General features: G+C 58.2%; 13 protein-coding genes. 9 read left to right on the plus strand and 4 right to left on the minus strand.

The window, feature by feature from the left end:
* Positions 1-150: 150 nt before the first annotated feature.
* A complete protein-coding gene (locus ABJK56_RS05515) occupies positions 151-2,793 on the plus strand; it encodes a ComEC/Rec2 family competence protein (RefSeq protein ID WP_347243665.1) in 2,643 nt (880 codons plus the stop codon).
* Positions 2,794-2,926: 133 nt separating this feature from the next.
* Here ABJK56_RS05515 and mnmA read toward each other — a convergent pair whose 3' ends face one another.
* Complete coding sequence (gene mnmA, locus ABJK56_RS05520; RefSeq protein ID WP_347243666.1) at positions 2,927-4,066, minus strand: tRNA 2-thiouridine(34) synthase MnmA; 1,140 nt, start codon at positions 4,064-4,066, stop codon at positions 2,927-2,929.
* Positions 4,067-4,518: 452 nt separating this feature from the next.
* On the opposite strand from mnmA, the gene ABJK56_RS05525 reads away from it, so the two are divergent.
* Complete coding sequence (locus ABJK56_RS05525; protein ID WP_347243667.1) at positions 4,519-5,928, plus strand: alpha-L-fucosidase; 1,410 nt, start codon at positions 4,519-4,521, stop codon at positions 5,926-5,928.
* A 233-nt stretch (positions 5,929-6,161) separates the two neighbouring features.
* On the opposite strand, the gene ABJK56_RS05530 is transcribed toward ABJK56_RS05525, so the two are convergent.
* Positions 6,162-7,244, minus strand: a complete 1,083-nt coding sequence (locus ABJK56_RS05530) for a sugar phosphate isomerase/epimerase family protein (RefSeq protein ID WP_347243668.1) — start codon at positions 7,242-7,244, stop codon at positions 6,162-6,164.
* A gap of 890 nt (positions 7,245-8,134) precedes the next feature.
* Here ABJK56_RS05530 and ABJK56_RS05535 point away from each other — a divergent pair.
* From ABJK56_RS05535 to ABJK56_RS05560, 6 genes are all read left to right on the plus strand, one after another.
* The gene (locus tag ABJK56_RS05535) at positions 8,135-9,817 is read left to right on the plus strand and encodes a sigma-70 family RNA polymerase sigma factor (RefSeq protein WP_347243669.1); all 1,683 of its coding nucleotides are present in this window, start codon (positions 8,135-8,137) and stop codon (positions 9,815-9,817) included.
* A 276-nt stretch (positions 9,818-10,093) separates the two neighbouring features.
* Positions 10,094-11,299 (plus strand): ATP-binding protein, encoded by a 1,206-nt coding sequence (locus tag ABJK56_RS05540; protein WP_347243670.1) that lies wholly within the window; start codon positions 10,094-10,096, stop codon positions 11,297-11,299.
* Between the two features lie 306 nt (positions 11,300-11,605).
* Positions 11,606-12,469: a branched-chain-amino-acid transaminase gene (ilvE, locus tag ABJK56_RS05545; RefSeq protein WP_347243671.1), complete on the plus strand. Its 864-nt coding sequence runs from the start codon at positions 11,606-11,608 to the stop codon at positions 12,467-12,469.
* 32 nt (positions 12,470-12,501) lie between these two features.
* Positions 12,502-13,395: an alpha/beta hydrolase gene (locus ABJK56_RS05550; protein WP_347243672.1), complete on the plus strand. Its 894-nt coding sequence runs from the start codon at positions 12,502-12,504 to the stop codon at positions 13,393-13,395.
* 329 nt (positions 13,396-13,724) lie between these two features.
* Entirely contained in the window at positions 13,725-15,242 is a 1,518-nt protein-coding gene (gene thiI / locus ABJK56_RS05555) for a tRNA uracil 4-sulfurtransferase ThiI (RefSeq protein ID WP_347243673.1), read from the plus strand.
* Between the two features lie 896 nt (positions 15,243-16,138).
* Positions 16,139-17,740, plus strand: a complete 1,602-nt coding sequence (locus tag ABJK56_RS05560; RefSeq protein ID WP_347243674.1) for a sigma-70 family RNA polymerase sigma factor — start codon at positions 16,139-16,141, stop codon at positions 17,738-17,740.
* Positions 17,741-18,089: 349 nt separating this feature from the next.
* On the opposite strand, the gene hemG is transcribed toward ABJK56_RS05560, so the two are convergent.
* On the minus strand, positions 18,090-19,580 hold the full coding sequence (gene hemG, locus ABJK56_RS05565; protein WP_347243675.1) for a protoporphyrinogen oxidase: 1,491 nt from the start codon (positions 19,578-19,580) through the stop codon (positions 18,090-18,092).
* A gap of 163 nt (positions 19,581-19,743) precedes the next feature.
* On the opposite strand from hemG, the gene ABJK56_RS05570 reads away from it, so the two are divergent.
* Positions 19,744-21,045, plus strand: coding sequence for a glycosyl hydrolase family 28 protein (locus tag ABJK56_RS05570; protein WP_347243676.1), 1,302 nt, complete (start codon positions 19,744-19,746; stop codon positions 21,043-21,045).
* Positions 21,046-21,055: 10 nt separating this feature from the next.
* On the opposite strand, the gene ABJK56_RS05575 is transcribed toward ABJK56_RS05570, so the two are convergent.
* The gene (locus ABJK56_RS05575) at positions 21,056-23,044 is read right to left on the minus strand and encodes a RiPP maturation radical SAM C-methyltransferase (RefSeq protein ID WP_347243677.1); all 1,989 of its coding nucleotides are present in this window, start codon (positions 23,042-23,044) and stop codon (positions 21,056-21,058) included.
* Positions 23,045-23,063: the final 19 nt, after the last annotated feature.

Here is a 23,063-nt window from a genome sequence, read left to right on the forward strand (position 1 = left end):
TGGGTTAATCCTGCGGGGTCACAGTACCCCTGTCGTATTCCCCGAACCGTTCATTATAGGAATGTCGCCACTGGAAGGATAGGCAATTTTTGCTGGCAGAAAAAAGGAGACAAAGAAGGGTGGCCAATCGCCCAGGGAGACAGAGGTTGCATGGGGCAAACGCTGACCAGGGAGGACAACCCGCAATGGCTGCCCGGTTGGTTTCAACCGCTTGTGCCGGTTGCTCTCGCTTTTGCTGTGGGCATAACCGGGGACCGGTGGGCGTTCTCGCCAGAATGCGGCTCTAAAGGAGTCCTTTCCGGGTACACAATTTTGGGTCTGGTGGGTTTGCTCGCCGCATGGGGATGGGGGTTTCACACTCGTGTCAGCCGGTGGACGCTGTTGTTTGTTTTTGCTCTGGCTGGGGCAACCGAACATCACATAGCCTGGCGGTATTTTTCACCTCGCGATGTCGGCCTATTTGCCGGGGAGTGGCCTCATCCGGTCGCGCTCCGCGCGGTGGTCACGAGCGTCCCAGAGGCTCTTGCGCGGCCGGAACCTGATCCCTTCGAACTCTTTGCGCCCCAACCGGCCGTGCGATTCACTGTGCGAGTGACGGCCATCCGCTGGGGACAGGACTGGGAACCCGCCGCCGGTCGCCTGCTGGTCTATCTGGCATGTCCGAATGGTTCCGACGGTGGATCGCCTGGGGAGGCTGCGCTGGTCCAGTTTCTGCCGGGAGAAAACATTGAAATGTTCGGCCAATTACGACGGCCGTCCCCTGCGGAGAACGCGGGCGACTGCGACATGCGGACATACCGTCGCGGAGACCGGATTCTGGCGGAATTGAGTGTCCCTTATCCTCAGTGCGTGATCCGGCTTGCCCCCGCCTTCGTTGGGAATCCGCAAACGCTCTTGGGCTGGTGGCGACTTCACGCGGCACAAACGCTCAGGGAATATCTTTCTAGGGAGAATAAACCGCTGGCTCAGGCGCTTCTCCTGGGATTCCGTACCGAAATTCCCGACGAGCTGGAAAAATCACTCCTCGAGACTGGCACAATTCATTTATTGGCAATCTCGGGGCTGCACCTGGGAATTCTGGTGGGAGTGTTCAACACTTTTTTCCGGACGGTGAGAGTTCCCCATCGCTTACGAGTTGGCTTGCTTCTCGCCGTGATCGGCGTTTACGTCGCGATCAGCGGGGGACAGCCGAGCACCATTCGCGCGGCAACCACCTTCAGTGTACTGCTCCTGGGGACCCTGTTTTATCGTTCCTTCTGGTCGTTAAACGCGCTAACTTTTGCAGCCCTGGTGATTCTGGTCTGGAATCCGGCGGCTCTTTTTCGACCGGGGCCCCAACTTTCTTTCCTGGCGGCTTCGGTCCTGATCATGGTAGGGCGCCGTTACTTTGTGGGGACACGAGGGACCCTGCCCAGCGATTTACCTTCTTTCACAAACCCTCAACGCTTTGCGTGGCGCGAGGTCTTTGCTAAATGGTTGGCTGCCACTCTGGTAATCACTGTCGGCATTTGGGTCATCTCCTGGCCTTTGGCATGGTACTCGTTTCACATCATTAGCCCCCTCGGAATCGTGCTGACACCCGTGCTCATTCCGCTCATCACGGGCGTGCTTGCGGCGGGGTTCGGGCTGCTTTTTGTTGGCCCTCTGTGGTCGGGTGGAGCCTGGCCGCTGGCGTGGGTGTGTGACGGATGTTTGACAGGCTGTCGCTGGCTCATCCAGCAGGCGGAACACACTCTTCCGCTTTATACATGGCAGCCGGCCCCTCCCACGTGGTGGGTTGCCGGCGTCTACGCATGGTGGATCCTGCTTGTGCTGGGTAGCAGCAGAAACACCCGCCGACTGACGCAATTCTCGTGGGCCGGACTTGGTGGATGGTTGCTGGGCGGAGTTGTTTTTCTCTTTTTTCCCGCTGCGCAGGACACCCGAAGTCCCCACGATTTGCGGATGACGGTGCTCTCTGTGGGACACGGTCTGGGAATAGTCATAGAGGCCCCTGACGGACAGGTCTGGCTTTACGACCTGGGAAGTCTCGGAGGTGCTGACCGGGCGGGATGGGCGGCAACCGGCACGTTGTTCAGTCGCGGTTTGCGGCGTCTCGACGGCGTGTTGCTCTCCCATGCGGACCTCGATCACTACAACGGCCTGCCAGAGCTCTGCCAATACATCGCGGTGGAACAAGTGGTGGTCACACCCAAAATGTTTCAGGCGGCCGCCCGTCGTGAACCCGGTGTCCGCGCACTCGAAGAGCTGATCACCCGCCGAAAACTTCGACTCCGAACAATCAAAGCGGGAGACACCTGGTGGTGGGGAAGCTGTCATGTAACGGTCCTTCACCCTCCGCGCGACAGTACGGGTTTGACTGACAACGCGGCCAGCCTCGCGTTATGCATGGAATACGCAGGCAGGCGAATCCTGCTGACAGGAGACCTTGAAGGACCGGGTTTGCAAGCCCTTCTGAATCGTCCACCGATCTCCGTCGACATCCTCGTGGCGCCGCACCACGGCACGGCGCGGTCACGGCCGGACAAACTCCTTCAGTGGTGCCGTCCGCGGTACGTGGTCATCAGCGGTGGCTGGGCGAGCCTCAGTAACACCGCAGGTTTCACCACAGAGCTCCCGTCCGAGGACGATGACGCAACAACTGTTCGCGAGGTTTTTCACACAGCGGAAGTGGGCGCCGTCACCGTGACGATTTCCCCCGATGGTCGCACCTACCTGAGTGGATGTCGATCTACGACGAGAACCCCTAACAATCACGAAAAAGGGGAAAGATTAACTGGCCCACGGTCGTGAATCGCTGCACCGGCTGACGGCTGCTTCATTCAGGAAGCTGCCGCTATCGCAAGCCACGCTGGGGATTTGCCGCCTTCGGGGGGAATGGAAGGTGTCTGCCGATTCTTCCGCCCTTCCAAGGATCTTCAATTCTTCAATCGATCCAACCACCGCCGAGGACACGCTCACCCTGATAACACACGGCGGCCTGGCCCGGTGCCACGCCATAGCACGGCTCGTGAAACTGCACGTGAAACCGGTTGCCTTCCAGAATCGTGACGGTGGCGGGAACGGCCCGCGTTCGGTAGCGAATCTTCACTGTGCAAGCGAATGGTTCCGTCGGTGGCTCCACCAGCCAGTTTGCCTCGGAGGCGGTCAACTCCCAGCGGGCCAGGTCTTCTCGCGTTCCTACCACAACACGACGTGTGTCCGGTTCCAGACGCACCACATAGCGAGGCTCGCCGAAGGCAATCTTGAGCCCCTTCCGCTGGCCGATCGTGAATCGTTCCAGCCCATCGTGATAACCAACGACGCGGCCCTGGGTGTCCACAATCTCTCCTGCTGTGGAACGCTCCCCGCGAAACTGCCGTACGAAGGCCGCATGGTCCTGATTGGGAACGAAGCAGATTTCCTGACTATCCGGCTTGTCGGCTACCCGCAAACCGATCTTCGCCGCTATGGCGCGAATCTCCTGCTTTGTGTAATCTCCCACAGGAAAAAGGAGCCGACCGAGATATTCCCGCCGTATTCCAAAGAGGACGTACGACTGGTCTTTGGTGGGATCACGACCGCAAAATAGGCCCGGCAAACCGTCCTCCGCGGGCTTCAGTCTGGCATAATGGCCGGTCGCTACAAATTCTGCCCGTAGTGTATCTGCGTACTCAAAAAGGCGTCCGAACTTGAGTCGGTTGTTGCACACCACACACGGGTTGGGCGTCCGGGCCGCCAGGTACTCGTTCACGAAATAGTCGATGATCTCGCGAAACTCTTCCTCAAAGTTGAGCACGTAGAAGGGAATATTGAGTCGATCGGCCACGCGTCGGGCGTCTTCGGCATCTGCCGCACTGCAGCATCCCTGCTTGGGACTTCGCAGGACGGGCAAAGCGGTGAGTGCTTCGGTCTGAGCAGCCGTACCCCGCGGCCCCGGTGCATCGCCCGACAACGAGCACGTAACCGGCGAGTGCATCCCGTGGCGCATAAAAACGCCGATCACCTCGTGCCCCTGCTCCCTGAGCAGATGGGCCGAGACGCTGCTATCCACTCCGCCGGACATTGCCAGAAGAACGCGAGCCATTGCGAAATCTTTGTCGAATTTGTTGGGAAAAAACAGGGACCAAGGAAGGGCCTGAGCACGCAGGGAGACCAGGAGCTCGCTTTATCATCGGTTTTCTCTGGTCGAAACGGACTTATGGCTACCAGCCGCACCAGGAAGCGCCGACTGGCCCCGTCGCGGAACCCCGTTGTTATTGTACACACCGAGCCTCCTTGGCCAGCCGGTTTTGGTGGAGGTTTGGTTCACCGGGGAGTGGAAGGCCGTGCAACTCGATTCACACCGGGCACGACAAGCGTGCCCCTCCGGAAAAACTCCCTTTTCCCGCCCATCCTGGGCCCAGCCGTTGCCGGTGGACCCTGCGGCGGACTACACTGGAGCTTTGATTTAAATGTCGTTTCCCGCGACGTTGGCGTGAGAAAACCGTGAAGTTTCGAGGATAAGGCAACTTCCGTCGACTCGGGGAGGTCTCAACGATGACGATCTTTGTTGCGATGCGTAGGCAATGGTTCGTGCTGGGGTTGCTCATGCTGGGATTTGCTTCCGTCGCCAGAGCCGAGTCTGCGCCGGGAATTCCTCCGGAAACGCCCGAGCAGCGTGACGCGCGGATGAAATGGTGGCGGGACGCCCGGTTCGGAATGTTCATCCACTGGGGTCTTTACGCGATTCCCGGCGGACGCTGGAAAGGCCAACCGGTGGGCGGGGCCGGCGAGTGGATCATGAACACCGCCAACATTCCCGTGGAAGAGTATGAACTCTTGGCAAAACAGTTCAATCCGGTCAAGTACAATCCAGCGCAGTGGGTGAAGATCGCCAAAGAGGCGGGAATGCGGTATATCGTCATCACGTCCAAGCATCACGATGGATTCTGTCTGTTCGACTCGAAAGTGACCACCTATGACGTGGTGGACGCCACACCTTGGGGGAAGGACCTCCTCAAGCCGCTGGCCGAGGAGTGTCGCAAACAGGGGCTCCACTTCTGCACCTACTATTCCATCATGGATTGGCACCACCCGGCACAAATGCGGGGAAGTGATCGGGCTTACAATCCTACGCGCATTCGGGAAGGGCGCAAGCGCGAATACATGGACTACATGAAGGCGCAACTCAAAGAATTGCTGGAAAGCTGCAAGCCCGAGGTCCTCTGGTTCGATGGCGAGTGGCCCGACTGGTACACCGAAGAGGATGGCCGCGAAATTTACGCCTACCTGCGAGAGCTCGATCCCAAGCTGATTATCAACAATCGGGTAGGAAAATGCCGCAAAGGCATGGAGGGACTCAACCAGGAAGGACGGCAGTGCGTCGGAGACTTTGGTACTCCCGAGCAGCAAATTCCCGCGAGCGGCCTGCCGGGTGTTGATTGGGAATCGTGCATGACGATGAACGACACGTGGGGCTTCAAATATGACGATCACAACTGGAAGAGTACACAAACCCTGATCCGCAACCTGATTGACTGCGCTTCCAAGGGTGGGAATTACCTGCTGAATGTGGGGCCCACGGCGGAAGGCGAGATTCCGGCACCGTCCGTGGAGCGACTTCAGGGTATCGGTCAATGGCTCAGGGTCAACGGTGAATCCATCTACGCCACACAGGCCAGTCCATGGTCCAAGCAACTTCCCTGGGGGCGCTGCACTCAAAAGAAACTTGACGATGGAACAACCCGGCTGTACCTCCATGTTTTTACCTGGCCGGAACAGGGGCGACTGGAGCTGCCCAACCTGAAGAACGACGTCAGCCGGGCATTTCTTCTGGCGAATGGCACGGGTGTGACAGCCCACCGCGACGGCGACAAAGTCGTCCTGGAAAACCTACCCCAAAAGCCGCTTGACCCGGTGGCCACCGTGATCTGTGTGGACATCAAAGGGACGCCGCAGGTGGATTAGATCCGGGTGGTAAGCTGAAAGGTGATCCATCCCATTCTTTCTCCGGAGGGGCACGCCTGTCGTGCCCGGCGAAGTGGAATGGATTGGCCAATGGCCCAAAGGGCGGACCTGACGAGCAGGTCCCTCCGACACCCATCTCGAGGTTCGCGCCTTTTCCATCGGCATAAAAAAGCTGAATGTCCCCGATCCATACCTGTCGAGTCCCAGCCGCCCGATTTTACCCGCCGCGGTCGTTACACCTTTCGCCCGAGCATCCGATCGAGGGCATCTGAGGTGTGGAAGACGAGGGCTTCCGGCCAATGCGGATACGGGTTGAAATACTCGAACGTCAGGTAACCCCGGTAGCCCACGTTGTCCAGGGCCTCGAGGACGGCGGGCCAGTTCGTGGTGCCGTCGAGCAATGGCCGAAACGTGTGCAGGTTGAATTCGTTCACCTTTTTCGACGCTTCCTTGAGGTGAACGTTGCGGATCCGCTTGCCAAGGATGGGAATCCAGTATTCCGGGAAATGATACTGGGCGATGTTGCCCGTATCAAAATGGACTCCCACCGCTGGTGAGTTAAAGCTGTCCACGAAGGCGGCTAGTTCCTGCGGAGTGTGCAGGTAGCCGTTCATGAAGATGTTTTCCACGTTCAAAGAGATGCCCGCTTGCTCCGCCACGGGAATAAGTTTCCGTAGGGCCTCCCGCGCACGCTGGTCACATGTTTCGAAGGGGACGGGCGGGTCGTCCGGCAGCCACGGCACGTAGGTGGATCCCGCGATCACAAGAAGATTCTTCGTTTCCAACAACCGGGCTGTGCGAATCATATCCACGGCCAGCTCGAGGCCTCTTTGACGACGCTGTGGGTCCTCATGGGTGAATGAATAGGGCCAGAAAAGAAACGAACACAGGCCGCTCACTTCGAGGCCGATCCGGCGGACCAAACGGGCTACGTCGCGGACAGCGGCGTCGGACGTTTCCGGCGTGAGATCGCCTTCCAGCGCGTAATTGAGTTCCACCCCGTCAAATCCCGCTTCCTTGCACAGTTCCAGACACTCGCGGAGGGACATCTTGCTGGGATAGGGCAACGCCCAAAGGTTGATCGACTTTTTCATGTCATACCGTTTGCTTGGAGCACGCTTGGCCTGGGCTGGGGACGGGTCCTCGGCTGCCTCGCCGGACGAAATCAAGCCTTGGGTAGCTAAGAAGGCCCCGCCGAAAGCGGCCATGTAACTCAAAATCTCACGTCGTGGAAGGAGCTCGCGGCTTCCCATCGGCTGGAGATTCCCAGAAATTCGACGATCGTTTGAACAAGGTTCAGGTTCGGGCGTGCGCATGAGGTGCGCTCCTTTGTTGATAGACGAAAAGAGATGGACGAAAACGCGACACGATTGCTTTTCTCATCTTCAGGCCAACCGTGAGAACGCCCTCATTTTAGGCTGATGGGCGCCGCGAGCAAGGTGCAGAGAGCGCGATCGGATGGGGTGGGACGCGACCCTCCTGTTCGTCGATCATTGGACGGACGCCCTCCACGGCCTTCCACGGGGTCACCTCTCTGCCCACGGTAATGCCTGGCCACCGAGTCCACGTTTTCCTCGCCGTTGACCGATTTTTCTAGACGTTGCAACATTTTCTGTTTATCCATTTATCCCAGTTGACCGAATTTGCGAGGTCCGCTAAGATAATGCGGTCATTGGGATTGCGCCAGAAAGAGCGATTTTGCGGCGTGCAGTTTGGCAAGCGGAGCGGAGGCACCCGGGAAAAGCCGGGCAGCGAGAAGAGAGGAAAATCCTCCCAGTCGGCGGAACAGTGGTTGATGCAAAAGGAAACTCCGAATTCGCTGCGCGGTCCCAACGCGACGGGACGCGCGCCTGGTGTTTCCCCCCCGGGATGGGACGGCGTTGCCATGTTGTGATTTTGAAACATCAGTTCCAGACTGGCTGTTTCACTGAGTCAGAAGTCAAGTTGTAAGTAGCGTTTAATAAATAACTTAAGAATTCGAGCACGTCCCGCAAGGATGCTCGGGCATTGGATGTGCTCCCTCCTTCATCAGGCAAAGCAGGTTCGCGTCGTGTGAGCACCTTTGGTCCCCTTGCCTGTTGAGGACAGCACCTTGCCTAGAGCCAGCCATCACAAGCCGCATTCCGTTGCCCAAGGGCCTCGAACCGGTAAGGTCAATGGACACCGCACGGAGCTTGCCCGGATTGCGGGCAAAACCAGCTCGGAAATGACGTTTGAAAAGGGCGTCAATGGAGAGTCGGTTCATCCCGACGTACTCCTCGAGGCCCTCGACCCCGGTCTACTGGACGAGGATCAGAATCCGAGCACTACCCCTGGGGATCGGGTCCCCGACGAGACCCTCGATGAGGACTATTTTGAACTGGAGGTAGCCGCCCCGTCGACTGATGAGCTGGCCGACGATGAAGACTCGCTCGATTCAGGAGACGGGGTGGAAGGCGATCTGGATGTTGAATCCACCGGGCAGGATGATCGGATTGACGACCCTGTCCGCATCTATCTGATGCAAATGGGGGAGATTCCCCTTTTGACTCGGCGGGATGAGATTCGGGCCGCGAAACAAATTGAACGGGCGCGGCGTAAGTTCCGCTATGCGATGTTGGCCACCGATTTTATCCTCACTGCGGCCATTGAGCTGCTGAAAAACGTGCGTGACGGCCGACTCCGCCTGGATCGCACGATGGACGTGTCGGTGACCAATCTGCGTGGAAAGCGTCACATCACCCGGTTGCTGGACCCCAATTTGCGGACACTCCAGGAAATTCAGCGGCGGAACCGGCGGGACTTTGCCCAGATGATGAACCGCCGATTGCCGATGGAGGAGCGGCGGGCAGCCCGACGGCGTTTGATGGCGCGGCGATTCCGTGCCGTGCGGTTGGTGGAAGAACTTGATCTGAGAACGCAAAAGCTGCAACCGCTCCTGGATCGTCTCACCAAGATTTCCCAGCGGATGGACGCGATCATCCAGGATCTCAACGCTCTCCGCGGCACTCCCCAAACACCTTGGGAAAAGGAGTTGCGGCGCGAACTCCGGCAACTCATGCGGTTGACGCTCGAGAGTCCCACCACGCTGCGCAATCATCTGGCGGCCGTCATGCGATACGCGGAGGAGTACGAGGCGGCCAAGCGCTATCTCTCGGCGGGAAACCTCCGGCTCGTCGTCTCCATTGCCAAGCGCTACCGCAATCGCGGCCTGAGCTTCCTCGATTTGATTCAGGAGGGAAATACTGGTCTGATGCGGGCGGTGGACAAGTTTGAGTATGCTCGGGGATTCAAATTCTCCACCTACGCCACATGGTGGATTCGGCAAGCGATCACCCGCGCGATTGCCGATCAAAGCCGCACCATCCGCATGCCGGTGCACATGCTGGACGTGTGCGGGCGAATCCATGCCATGGCCCGCAAACTGGCCCAGGATCGGGGGATCGCCCCCAGTCTTGATGAAACCGCCCAGGCCCTGGGAATGCCGGTGGAAGAGGTACGCAGTATCCTTCGGATGAGCCATCAGCCACTGTCGCTCGATCAGCCGGTGGGTGAACAGGAAGAGAGCTACCTGGGTGAATTTCTTGCCGACTATCGGGAAGATGACCCCCTTTATGAAATGAACTTTGAGCTTCTCAAGCGGTCCATCAATGAGGCCCTGGCCGAGCTCACGTATCGAGAAAGGGAAATCATCCGGCTGCGGTACGGGCTGGCTGATGGCTATGCATACACGCTGGAAGAAGTGGGCAAGATCTTTGGCATCACTCGGGAACGGGTGCGCCAAATCGAGGCCAAAGCCATCCGCAAGTTGCGGCATCCGGTCCGGTCACGGAAGCTGGCGGGCTTCATCGACGCTCTGGTGGCTCGAGGACAACTCACCCCCGACCCTGGCCTGGAAGCAGAACTCTGAATGTTTGACGGAGCGAATGGGCTTTCCCCCGCAACCGCCGGTGCAGACCGGCGAGCCGCGTTTTCGATGAGGGTGGCGAGAATCTTTCGGAGAGACCTGCTTGTCACGCCCGCCCTTTTGACCATTGGATCATCCAACCCGCTTCATCGGGCGCACAAGATGGCCCGAAAGTCGGGAAGATCTCTCCCCTTGCGACCGGTGCAAGCTGGACTGGTATGCCCGCCGGTGCAATGGTAATTTGGCAGGGAGTGTTGTCGGCACAAAAAGGAGCGCACCATGTCGAAGGACTACAGCCCTTTCACCCCCGGCCAGCCGGTACCGGTTGAATTCTTTGTGGGACGAAAGGCGGAGGTTGAGGATTTCATCCGACGGGTTCGGACGGCCGCTGAGGGCCGGCTTCAGACGCTCTTCTTGGTCGGTGAACGAGGGATCGGGAAAAGTTCGCTCGCAGCGTTTGTGCGTACACTGGCCGAACGCGAGCATTCGCTTCTGGGAATCCACACGTTTCTGGGAGGCGTTACCGCTCTCGAGGAAACGGTGCAGCGCATCTTCGATCGACTGCTGAAAGAAAGTTCCGAACGCACATGGTTTGCTAAGGTGAAGCACCTGTTCAAAGATCACGTACGTCAGGTGGGACTGTTTGGCGTCACTGTGGAATTCGCAGCGAGTGGAACCGAGCTGGAACGCCTTGTCCGTGATTTCGTACCTTCCCTCAGGCGGGTCATCAGCGAACTCAATACCGATGTGAGGGCCCTTTTAATCGTCCTGGACGACATCAACGGGCTGGCAACCAATGAACAATTCGCCAACTGGCTGAAAAGCGCGGTGGATGAAATGGCCGTTTCCTCCCCGCGTTTTCCTGTGTGCTTGGTCCTGGTTGGGCTGGAAGAAAGACGGCAGTCGCTGGTTCGACTCCAGCCATCGCTGGCCCGGGTGTTCCATATCATCGAATTGAAAACCTGGTCCGACGAAGAAACACGAGAGTTCTTCCAGAAGGCTTTCACACGGGTGAATGTTCGCGTGGAAGACTCGGCTCTGGATATCCTCTGCCAGTTCACCGGCGGGCTTCCCATGATGGCACACGAAATTGGTGACGCCACCTTCCATCTTAATGACGACGACACTATCGACGCCGACGACGCCCTGCACGGTGTGTTCGCAGCAGCTGATATTGTGGGCCGAAAGTACCTAGAACCTCAGGTGTTCCAGGCGATTCGCAGTGCCCGATACAGAGACATCCTCCGCAAAATTGCTCAAAAACCTTTTGACGTTTCCTTTACTGCACGGGAGCTTCGGCCGCTCTTGAATTCTGAAGAACAGAGAGTCTTTCACAATTTCTTGCAACGTATGAAGAAGCTCGGCGTGGTGGAGCCTGATTTAGAGCGCGGACGAGGGGCCTACCGATTCACCAATCGCCTCCATTACCTGTACTTCTGGCTGGAAGCGGAACGTGTGAAGAAATCTGGTAACATACGGGGATAACGGTTAGCTCAGCAGTGGTCGGAGGCCCAAGCTTGTCACGTCCGTCATCGGAGGGACCTGGTCGTCACCTCTGTTTTTCTTACCATTGGATGATCCACTTCGCTTCACCGACCATAACAAGCGTGCCGCTCCGAGATGATTGCGGCAAGAGGCGTGGCCCTCCGACCTTGTGGCAAAGAGGCAACGCGCTCATTGTCCCGAACCGGACGTCGCAGAATGCCGGAAATTATGTTAAATTAAACCGGTCGGGTCTGCGGAAAGGCCGTCAATCATCAGCCCCTTGTTACCTCAGTGTGGTTTTCAGCCATGTCTTTGAAGGTTTACATCAACGGAGAGTACTACGATAAGGAAGACGCCAAGATCAGCGTTTACGATCATGGCCTGTTGTACGGTGATGGTGTTTTCGAGGGAATCCGCAGCTACGGCGGCAAAGTCTTTCGCCTGAAGGAGCACCTCGATCGGCTGTGGGATTCGGCCAAGGCCATTTGGTTGACTATCCCAATGACTAAAGAGGAGATGGCCCGGGCCATTGAGGAAACGCTTCGCATCAACGGCATTGAGGACGGCTACATCCGAGTGGTTGTTACCCGGGGTGTCGGGACGCTGGGGTTGGACCCTAACCGCTGCAGCAATCCCCAGGTCATCATCATCACCGACCATATATCGCTCTATCCGAAAGAGCTGTACGAAAAAGGCCTCGAGATTGTCACGGTGAGCACCGTCCGCAATCACCCGGCAGCCCTCAGTCCCAGGATTAAATCCCTCAATTATCTCAATAATATTTTGGCAAAAATTGAAGGCCTTCAGGCGGGATGCATCGAGGCACTCATGCTCAACCACAAGGGAGAGGTGGCGGAATGCACGGGGGACAATATCTTCCTCGTGCGACGCGGGGAACTTTTCACGCCTCCCCGAGAGGCCGGAATTCTGGAGGGCATCACCCGAGCAGCGGTCATCGAGCTCGCGCAGGAGGCGGGATTGAAGGTTCACGAAGTCCCTCTCACCAAACATGATGTGTACATCGCCGATGAGTGCTTTCTCACCGGAACCGCCGCAGAGATCGTTCCGGTGGTCAAGGTAGACAGCCGCCCGATCGGGGATGGCAAGCCGGGGCCGATCACGCGGGATCTTATGGAGCGGTTCCATCGGCTGACCCGGAACCATTGCTGAAAGATATCGAACCTGAGCGCGGAGGTGAAACCGTGGGAGGACGCGGCTTAACGTTTTTTACGGCGGCAGTGCTCACCCTGCTTTTCGCGTGTGTAGCGACGTCTGCAGTGCAAGCAGAACCGGGTGTCACTGTCAAAACAGACATCGTTTACAAGACGGTTGACGGTGAAAGTTTGATGCTCGACGCTTACCTTCCGCAGGGAACGGGAACACGTCCCGGCGTCGTCCTCATCCACGGTGGGGGATGGCGGGGAGGCGATAAATCAAGCTATCGGGCATGGGGAATATCCTACGCCCAGTTAGGAGTGGCTGCCTTCTCCATCAACTATCGGCTGTCTCATGTGGCCAAGTATCCGGCGGCCGTGGAAGATTGCTTGGATGCCGTTCGGTGGCTGCGTACTCACGCTGAGGAATTCCACCTGGATCCGGAAAGGTTGGGCGTCGAAGGCGGCTCGGCTGGGGGACATTTGGCCCTGATGGTCGCGTTGACGGAGCCGGATTCTTCCGCCGTTGACTCGCACGGCCAGCCGTTGAAGAACTGGGTGCGGTGTGCAGTTTCCTTTGCCGGGCCAACCGATCTGACGGATGCAGAGTCCATCGAAGCCAGCACCGAGAAGCAAAGTCTTGTGGCATTCCTTGGATGCACGCTCAGCGAGTGTCCAGAACGTCACCGGGAGGCCTCCCCTATCACCTATGTCTCGCCCGATGATCCCCCGGTGCTCCTTGTGCACGGCACGGCAGACCGGGTGGTGCCCTTCAAGCAGGCAAATCTCCTTGAAAAGGCCTTGAAGAAGGCAGGCGTCCCGGTGGAGGTTCTGGCATTGGAAGGCTGCGGTCACGACTTCGGCTGTCTTGATCGAGAAGGACGGAACAAGCTCCTGGAAAAGACTCGCCGATTCATGCTCCACCATCTCGGGGTGGAATAGCCGCCCGCCGAAACGGGATGTGCCCAACTTCAGTCAGTACACAACGACCTTTCCCAGTCATTATCAAGTCGGCTGGAGCTGCTCTTTCGGCAAAAACAGAGCAGCACGGTCCGGCCAATCTTCAGGCTGACCTTCCCCCGGCAGGCAGACAAATCGATGTCTTGCAGGCATGTCGCCTTGCCGAGAAGTGACACTGACTCCCGACGTTGAAGCCGGCAGGCTGAGCACTGATTGGCGCAAATGAATAGAATGAGGTGCGGGCGGTCGGGTACCATTCCGGATCTGGTTTTTTCTCGGTTTTCGACCAACGGTCTGTTTCGTGAGAGTTCATGAAAGTGACTGACGCCCCATTTGCGCTCCTCATGGTGCGGCCCTCGGCGGAGTTCACGCTGAAATCCAACCGCACGCGTCGTCGGCTCCAGCAAGCGCTGATTCACAATCTCACCGACGCGCTGGAAAGCCACGGGCTGACGTATCCCATTTCCGGTGCGTGGAATACCTATTTTGTCGAGACGACAGCTCCTGGGGAGGCGGCCGAGGTGCTTTGCCGTGTGGCGGGGATCGGGTCGATTGTGCCCATCGCGAGAGTCAGCCGGGCAGAGGTCGACGAGATCGTGCGGGCGGGTGTGGAGGCCTTCGCCGAAGTCGTTCAGGGAAAACGGTTTGCCGTACGAGCCCGGAGGACAGGAACCCATCCCTTTCGCTCACGCGATGTGGAAGTGGCTCTGGGAGCGGGACTGCGGCCGTTTGCCCAAAAAGTGGATCTTACCCAACCCGAGGTGACCGTCCACGTCGATATCCAGGACAGCCGGGCCTTTCTCTATGCGGAGACTCTGCGCGGTCTTGGTGGATTGCCGATTGGCAGTCAGGGAAAGGCGCTCGTGCTGATCTCGGGAGGTTTTGACTCGGCAGTGGCCGCCTGGCTGATCATGCGCCGCGGAGTGGCGGTCGACTACGTGTTCTGCAATCTCGGCGGAAAGGCCTACGAGCGGGCAGTGATTCAGGTAGCCAAGGTGCTCGCGGACAACTGGAGCTACGGCACACATCCGCGGTTCTACTCGATCGACTTCACCGATGTGATCATCGAAATGCGACAAAAAACGCGGTCTTCCTACTGGCAGATCGTTCTCAAACGGCTCATGTACGGTGCAGGCTCGCTGGTTGCCCGAAGAAGTGGCGCTGTGGCCCTGGTGACGGGAGAGTCAATCGGGCAGGTCTCTTCGCAGACGCTCAAGAACCTGGCAGCGATCGAGGCGGGCAGCGATTTACCTATCTTACGACCGCTACTCACCTACGATAAGGAAGACATCATCCACCTGGCCCGGCGGATCGGAACGGCCACTCTGTCGGAGCGGGTCCGGGAATACTGTGCCCTTACGCCGGACCATCCGGTGACGGGCGCGTCCCCGGAGACGCTTGATCGGGAAATGGCCAAGATCGACCTCGGTGTGCTTCACCGTGCGGTGGAACGGGTGGAAGAGTACGATTTGCGGAGCCTCTCCACCTCGGAGGTGGTCCTGCCGTACTTGTTCACGGAAACCATTCCCTCAGGGGCAGAAATCATCGATTGCCAGCCGGAGAGCGCCTATCGGCAGTGGCACTATCCGGGAGCGCGGCATATGGATCCCTGGGATCTTCTCAAGCAATTCAGCCAGTTAGACCGAAATCGGGTGTATGTGCTCTACTGCCCTCAGGGGCTGCAGACGGCGTACGTGGCGGAAGTTATGCAGCGGGCAGGCTATGAAGCCTATTCCTTCAAGGGCGGGACGCCGGCTCTTAGAACCTATTGCGAGAACAAGCCGGCAGCGGCGGTGGGAGCTTCTGGCCAGCCCGGCGAAGAGGCCTGAAGACCGAGGGGCACGCTCGTCGTGCCCGGCATGTCTGTCCGAACTCTCAGGCCGGTTAACCTGGGCAATTGGGGAGATGTGGCAAGAAGCCGACGATGGCTCGGCCGACATGAACCATCTGAAGCCGCAAAGCCCGCGATGCGTCCGAGCTGGCTGGGGTAAAATGTTCCGCTGGCCAGTTGCCTCTCTAATGCGAAGGGAATGAGGAGTCGGATAAATAGGGAATAAGCATCCTGGGGCAGAAGGGAACACGAGGAAAGCGACCCGAATTTGAGAATCAGCGAGCATTGAATGGACAATTTGCGTAGGAGAAACTGTGTAGCCCACGACAACTGAGAAGTCAAGCGAATATTCCGGCATTCTGCGGCTTTTGTGGGTGGAGCAGGGTCGGGGGAGAGCGAGAATTTCGATTTTGACGCTGGACATCGGCCAGTTTTTGTGTAGAATTGAGCGACGGGCCCCATTGCGAACCCAGCCTCGGTCTCAGAGGCACGCGGGTCAATACCGATTAACCAGTCCCGCCTTAAAGAACATTTGGGGCACGGCCGTTCCAGTGCTGATGTGGGATCGTGTTGACGAGAACGCGATTCGGGACCAGAACTCATGGGAGGCTAAGCCCCGCTCATCCGGCTGCTGATCTGCTCCGTTTGCTGCTGGGAGGTTTGCGCGGAGTGTTTGCGCCTGGGGGGATTGCGGGGAGGTCATCGATTTGAGTGATCCAAAAATGAGGGTCCCTCAGCGGGTGATCCATCAGCGATGGGGACGGCGCATCGTTCTTCCCGGCGATTGCCCGAGGACATCTTTGCGATCACTGCCTGTTCGCCGGGTTGCAAGCGGTTTGTGGTGAGGAACCGGTCATTATTGAAGGGTGGTTAGAAAGTTAGTCTGGAGGAGTCATGGCCTTGTACGAAGCCGATCACCTGTTTGACGACCTGGAATTGCGCCCGATGGATGAGGAAGAGGAGCTTGAGCTCCATGAGGGGGCACTTTTGGAGATGGCTGAGTCGTACGCGCCGGACGACGAGGACCTCGAGGATGAAGATGAGCTGCACGAGGAGGCCTGTCGGGCCGCGGCCGAGGCTGACGAGGAGGACGAAGAGGCCCCGTTGACCGCCGAGGAGGAAGAGTCCTGGTCGGACGATCCCGTCCGCATGTATCTCACCCAGATGGGTGAAATCCCACTCCTCACGCGGCAGCAGGAAATCGCCCTGGCCAAGAAAATCGAGATCACCCGCGCTAAGTTCCGCCGCAAGCTCATGGAGTGTGACTACGTCCTGCAGCAGGCGGTGCGGACGTTTGTGCGGGTGGACGAGGGCAAATTGCCTTTCGATCGCACGGTTCAGGTCTCGGTGACGGACCATCTGGAAAAGCAGCAGATTCTCGGGCGCCTGCCGCACAATCTCAAAACGCTCCAGGCGATTCTCAAGCGGAACCGCCGGGATTACCTGACGGCCCTGAGCAAATCCAAACCCATGGAAGAGCGGCGTGCCGCGTGGCGGCGGTTGGGGCGATCACGGCGTCGGGCTGTTCGCCTGGCCGAAGAGCTTGGCCTGCGGACACAGCGGCTGGAGCCGATGATCAAGGCTCTCGAGGAATTCAGCCGTCGGGTCGATGAATTGAAGGCCCGCATCACCGAGCACGTTAAGGCTGGTCGTCCTTACAAAGAACGCGAACCGTGGATTAAAGAATACCGCGACATTCTCCGTCTCACCCAGGAAACCCCCACCAGCCTGCGGAACCGTGTGGCGTACGTCAAAAAGGTGTACGCCGAATACATGGAGGCCAAGCAGGAGCTGTCGAAGGGCAACCTGCGGTTGGTGGTCTCCATCGCCAAGAAGTACCGCAACCGGGGCCTGAGCTTCCTGGATCTGATTCAGGAAGGCAACGCCGGTTTGATGCGGGCGGTGGATAAATTCGAGTACCGCCGGGGTTTCAAGTTCTGCACATACGCCACCTGGTGGATCCGGCAGGCCATCACCCGAGCCGTGGCTGATCAAAGCCGCACGATCCGCATTCCGGTTCACATGGCCGAGACGATGAGCCGCGTCCGCAATGTTTCCCGCAAGCTCTATCAGGACCTCGGCCACGAGCCGACCCTGGAGGAAATGGCGGCGGCAGCCGACGCCAAAGCCGAAGAAACCCGGCGGGTGCTCACCATGAACCGGTATCCGATCAGTCTCGATCGACCGGTTGGCAACAGTGAGGACAGCCATTTCGGCGATCTCCTCCCGGATACTTCCGCGGAAAACCCGCTGGATGGGGCCACCCTGGACATGCTCCGGGAAAAGATCAATAAGGTGCTCAAGACACTGAGCTACCGCGAGCGGGAAATCATCAAGCTCCGTTACGGCCTGGGGGATGGCTACTGCTACACCCTGGAAGAAGTCGGTCACATTTTCAAGGTGACGCGCGAGCGGATTCGCCAGATTGAAGCGAAAGCCGTTCGCAAGCTCCAGCAACCCTCCCGCAGCCAGGAGCTGGTGGGCTTCCTCGACTGAGGATTGGCCATTTGGGCGAGATTACTGGCGGCCTTTCCGTCGGCAGACAAGCTGGCGGGGCCGTTTTTTATTGGACCATAGCAATCAGCCAATCCGCCCCAATTCACGGTGCCGCGGTGACCGGCGTAAATCCTCTTTGACATGCGGTCGGGGCAATTCATGAATTGCCCCTCCTAAGAGTGGTGACCCCACGTCCGTTACCGGAGGGACGTGCTTGTCGCGTCCGTCCATCACTGTTCGGATCCCGAATTCTCCTCCGCCGAAAAAAGAGAACTGTTTCTGAGCGCCCAAACGGGCAGAAGCGACAGAACAAATCGGCCAAGCGATCCTGGGGTGAATTCACAGTCTGTCAGAACGGCGAGCTACCCGTTTCATGGTCTTCCTGAGGGAATCCCAGCACCCGTCCAGCCGCCCGCCAACCGCTGCGAATACAATGCGGGATGCCAACCCCGCGATAGGCGTTGCCCGCCAGGGCCAATCCCGGCCAGCACTCGAGCCGCTCTTCGATACGACGAAGTCGCTGGAGATGCCCCACCTCGTATTGCGGCATAGCGGCGGGCCAGCGAAACAGCCATTCCCGGACGGGCTCCCCCCGAATGCGGAGTAAACTTTCCACTTCTGATCGTAGAAGCGTCCGCAACCGAGATTCCTCTTCGATCACCAAATCGGGCCGTCGCGCACCCCCGGCAAAGACCCGCAGGAGGACAGTTCCCTTGGGTGAAAGATGCGGATACTTCTGACTGCTGAAACTGACCGCTAAGAGGGGACTTTTTTCCACGGCAGGAATGACACACCCTGAGCCGTCCAGCGGATGGCCCACGTCTTCTCGCCGGTAGGCCAGAGCAAGAATCACGCTCCCCGTATACGTGATACCGGCCAGTTCTTGCGAAAGCTGCTGGTCGAGTTGCTCAACGATGCGAGCCGCAGCGTAAGCGGGGACCGCCAACACGACCGCATCGCAGGGGAAAACATCTCCATTATCGAGAGCCACCAACCAGCCGGAGTCACCTCGGGCAAGCCCCGTCACGCGGGTGCCGAGGCGCAGCGCATCCTGGGGCAGCCGCGATACGATTTCTTCGACAAGTTGCTCCAAACCAAAGCGCAGCGTGGCAAACATGCTGTAACGTGCGCCACTTTCCCGAGGTGTTTTTGCCCCAGAGTGCGTTCCCGCCTTTCTGGCCGCTTTTTGTGCCCGCATGGCACGGATCAGGCTGCCATACTTTTTTTCCATCTCTCGAAAGCGGGCAAGCGTGGCGAGGACGCTGAGCCGTTCTGTGTCGGCTCCGTAAACGGCTGTCACCAGCGGTTCCACAAGACGCTCGAAGACTTCCCGCCCCAGCCGCCGTCGCGCGAAACCCGCCAGGCTTTCGTCGTCTTCATCTAAACGTGGCGGCAACACATACTCCATCGCCGCGCGAAGTTTTCCCCATAGAGAAAGGAGCGGCGTGGTAGCCAGCGGCCAGAACTCGGAAGGTGCCATCATGAGAAAGCCGTCCGGGAGCGGGTGCAAGCGGCGTCGCCATACGACGAACGCCCGGCGATGCTCCGGATGGGTGCTCACTAGGTGTTCTCCGAGCTCCAACTGACGGCACAGGTCCATCGCCCAGGGGAGCGTGGTGATGAAGTTATCGGCACTGCGTTCCACCTGGAATCCGTCCTCGCGAACCGTTCCCAGCACGCCCCCCGGTCGGGCCTGCTGATCAAAAACGATCACCTCTGTTTGGGGAGAAAGTTGACGGATTTTCAGCGCGGCAGCCAGCCCACTGATTCCCGCTCCCAGAATGGCAACGCGTGACGGTGCCCGATGTTCAAGGTGTGTCGGCGGAAAAGGATTAACCATGATAGCGATGGAAACTCTGGCAGGTGTCGGTTTCTAAGCAATGCGATTCTTTATACCATAGACCATGTTTTCAGGAATTTTTTCGCGAACCGGGTAAAAGATGGATGGCGTCGGTCGATAAACGGTCCGTCCATCCCCGGTCCTTGTGGGAAAGGATCCGCCCATGGTCCTTCAGCATCATTTTACGTGGCAAGTCCTGCTTGGGTTGATGACAGCAACGGCCCTTGGATATTTTGGCAGCAGCGCGGCCATGGCACAGGAAAAGGACATCTATGTGGTGACACAGTTCGGAGCGACGGCGGATGATGACGTTCTAGATACCCAGGCCTTCCAGAAGGCGATCGACGCGGCGGCCAAACATGGCGGCACGGTCCGTGTCCCCAAAGGCCGATTCGTCACCGGGCAGCTCCAACTGCCAACCGGGACGCACTTGTTCTTTGAAGAGGGCGCAGTCTTGCAGGGCAGCACCGATTTTCGGGATTACGGTCAGGGACGATGGACGGATTCGCTCATTCTCGCAGAAGATGCGGAGCACATCACCATCGAAGGGCCCGGCACGATCGACGGAGCGGACTGCGAAATCCCCGGTGGAGAGGAAGGTTTTCGCGGTCCTCACGCACTCCGTTTCGTTCGCTGTCGGAACGTCACAATTCGCGACGTAACGATCACCCGGTCGGGCAATTACGCGGTCCTGTGCAATGATTCGGCAGATTTCCTCATCAGCGGCGTGAAATTCCGCGGCGGACACGACGGCGTTCACGCTCAGGCGTGTCAGCGTTTTCGGGTGGTGGACTGTGATATTCGTACCGGAGATGACTGCCTAGCGGGGTGTGACAACGTGGACTTCGAGGTCGCCCGATGCCAGATCAATTCCTCCTGCAATGGTTTTCGTCTGGGATGCGTGCACTTACGGGTTCATGAGTGTCGTTTCTGGGGGCCGGGAGAATATCCCCATCGAATCACGATCAAAAAGGGCAAGCCCCGTACGAACATGCTGTCGGCGTTTGTTCATTTCGCTCCCACCGACCGCAATCCGAAATTGCCCAGCGATGACTGGCTTATTAAAGATTGCACGATCGATAACGTCGATGCCGTCTATCTGTACGATTTCGAGAAAGGTGTGTGGCAAACCGGTCAACCGGCCAAGCACTTGGTCTTTGAAAACATTCGCTGCCAAAACATTGCTTATCCCGTTCGCGCTCTGGGCGATAAAGACCGTCAATTTGATCTCACCCTGAGGAATGTCTCGATCGCGCTGAGAGAAGATCGAGCCGATCAGCCGGTCCTTGAGATCGCGCAGTTCGGACAGCTCACTTTGGAAAACGTCGTCCTGCAGAACAGCGGCAAACAACCGGTTCTTCGGGCACGGGACGGCCGGGAGATCCATCTCCGTCACGTGGAAGCCAAACCGACGAATCCCCAGCCCTTCGTCTGGGCGAATGTGGAATCTGTCTCGCAGGATTGAATAGCGAGTCTCAGATGTGTGCACGCCGTTCGGCCCAATGTTGTTCGATTCGGGCTTTCACGTTGCGGGCCGCCTGATAGAGCTCAGACTGTTCTGGAACCCAAATCGCAAGGGCCAGGAACCGATCATCCCAGCGAAGCAGGATGCCGTCCCGTTGCCATCGCTCCAAAGCGTCATAGCATGCTTTACTGGCGATCGCGGGACGTGAGGCGAGCCAATCCCGGATCGCGCCGGGCCCCCGTGCCGCATCGCAGAACAGATAAAGTGCGGCTTCCCATCCGCGCAGACGGTGCTGCCGGAAACCAAACGTCGGCCGGGTGTCTGTGATAAGCAACGTGCCGTCCTCGTCGCGGTGCATTGTCAAACGTGCGCTGGTGTGATCCTCTCGCCAGCGCGAAATCGCAGTGACCAACCGGCGTCCCTCGATGTCCGGATTCAGACCTTCCGCAAAATCGAATTCAAAATAATAAGCCAGTCGATTGAGTATCTCCTCGCTGAATGGGTAAACGTGGCGGAATGCTCGGGAAGGTCGAGGCCGAATCATTCCAAATCGCTCGGGGTGTTGAACGAAGGGAGAAAATCGGTCCATGCGGACGCGCCCCACACCCAGCGGTGGTGCGAGATGAACGATCTGCGGTACGAGCTGCACCAGACGTTCGTAAGTAAGCGGGGTTTCACCCGGGAATCCATAAAGCCAATTCCACTCCACTTCGATGCCGGCTTCGGTGAACCATTTCAGAGTCTGTAGGTTCTGCACCCCCAGGGCACCCTTGTCGATGCGTTTCAAGAGATCGCTGTCGAACGTCTCGATCCCCAGTTGCGCAGCACCCAACCCGGCACGGAGAAGCTGTCCCACCTGTTGCCGGGTTAGATTGGCTTTCAATTCACACGCAAAATGGAACGGCAACTGGGCCGCTTCGAGTTGGGGAAGAAGCGAGTCAAAAGCGCGAAAGTCCAGAATGTTGTCTGCGGCACACCCCTGCGTCGCCGGATAGCGCTGGGTGAGGAACTTGAGTTCTGCCAAGATTCGCTGGGCCGACTTGCTCCTGTAACGCATCGACTGGCCGTTCAAACCACAGAAGGCACAGTGATGTTTTTGCCCCCACCAGCAACCGCGAGACATTTCAAAAAACAGTACCGGTTCAAATAACCCGTTTAGATCGCTGGCTTCATATCGGGCAAAGAAATCGTCAAAGTCCGGATAAGGCAGGTTTTCCAAATCCTCGACAAGGACCGACACCGGTGCGAAGTCGGGTCGCGACCCATTCATCACGGGTAACCTGATCAAGGCGGAAAACGCCGCTGAATCGTCCTGAGGCTTGGCGGATCCTCGGACAGCCTTCCCCGAGATAACTCCCGGAGGGAGGGCCCCATCAAGCTGACCCGCTTGCAGTCGGAGGATGAACTCGGGGAAGGTATAGTCAGCCTCCCCCAAAAACACGTAATCGATTTCCGGGAATTGCTCGGCCAGGGCGGTTCCCATCTCTCCTTCGCAGGCGGCCCCGCCGAATACGATAGTCACACTCGGACAGATTGCTTTGATTCGCTTGGCCAGTGCGAGGGATGGCATGGTCTGCTGAAAGGTCGTCGCAAAACCCACCACCAGGGCTTGTTGCCACGGATAAGCAGCCGCCGCTTTTTCTAGAAATGTCTTTGCTTCTGCCGTCAACCGCGTGAATTCCAACTCATCTCTCTCGGAGAAGTGGGGATCAGCCGCTCGCAAAACCTCTTCGACATACTCCCGATTGCTAGTGGGAAATCGACCGAAGTAGTGCCGAGAAAACAGCCGTTCCCCTCCCAGCGTGAAGGCGAAGTGGTCGGCGATCCACTGATAAACGTCGTAGCCAATTTGCTCGGCGAAATCGTAATTGAGGTACAGAATTCGGCAGGGAATCCCCTTGCGTTGAACCGCTGCCTTCAGCAAACTCAGTCCCAAATTGGGCCAGCGCAGATTGGCAAACGGCATATTCACGAGAACGACTTCCCGAGTCTGATCCATGAAATGGTTCCTCGATCTT

Origin of the sequence: Thermogutta sp. (assembly GCF_039793925.1) — a bacterium.
Classification (GTDB): Bacteria; Planctomycetota; Planctomycetia; order Pirellulales; family Thermoguttaceae; genus Thermogutta.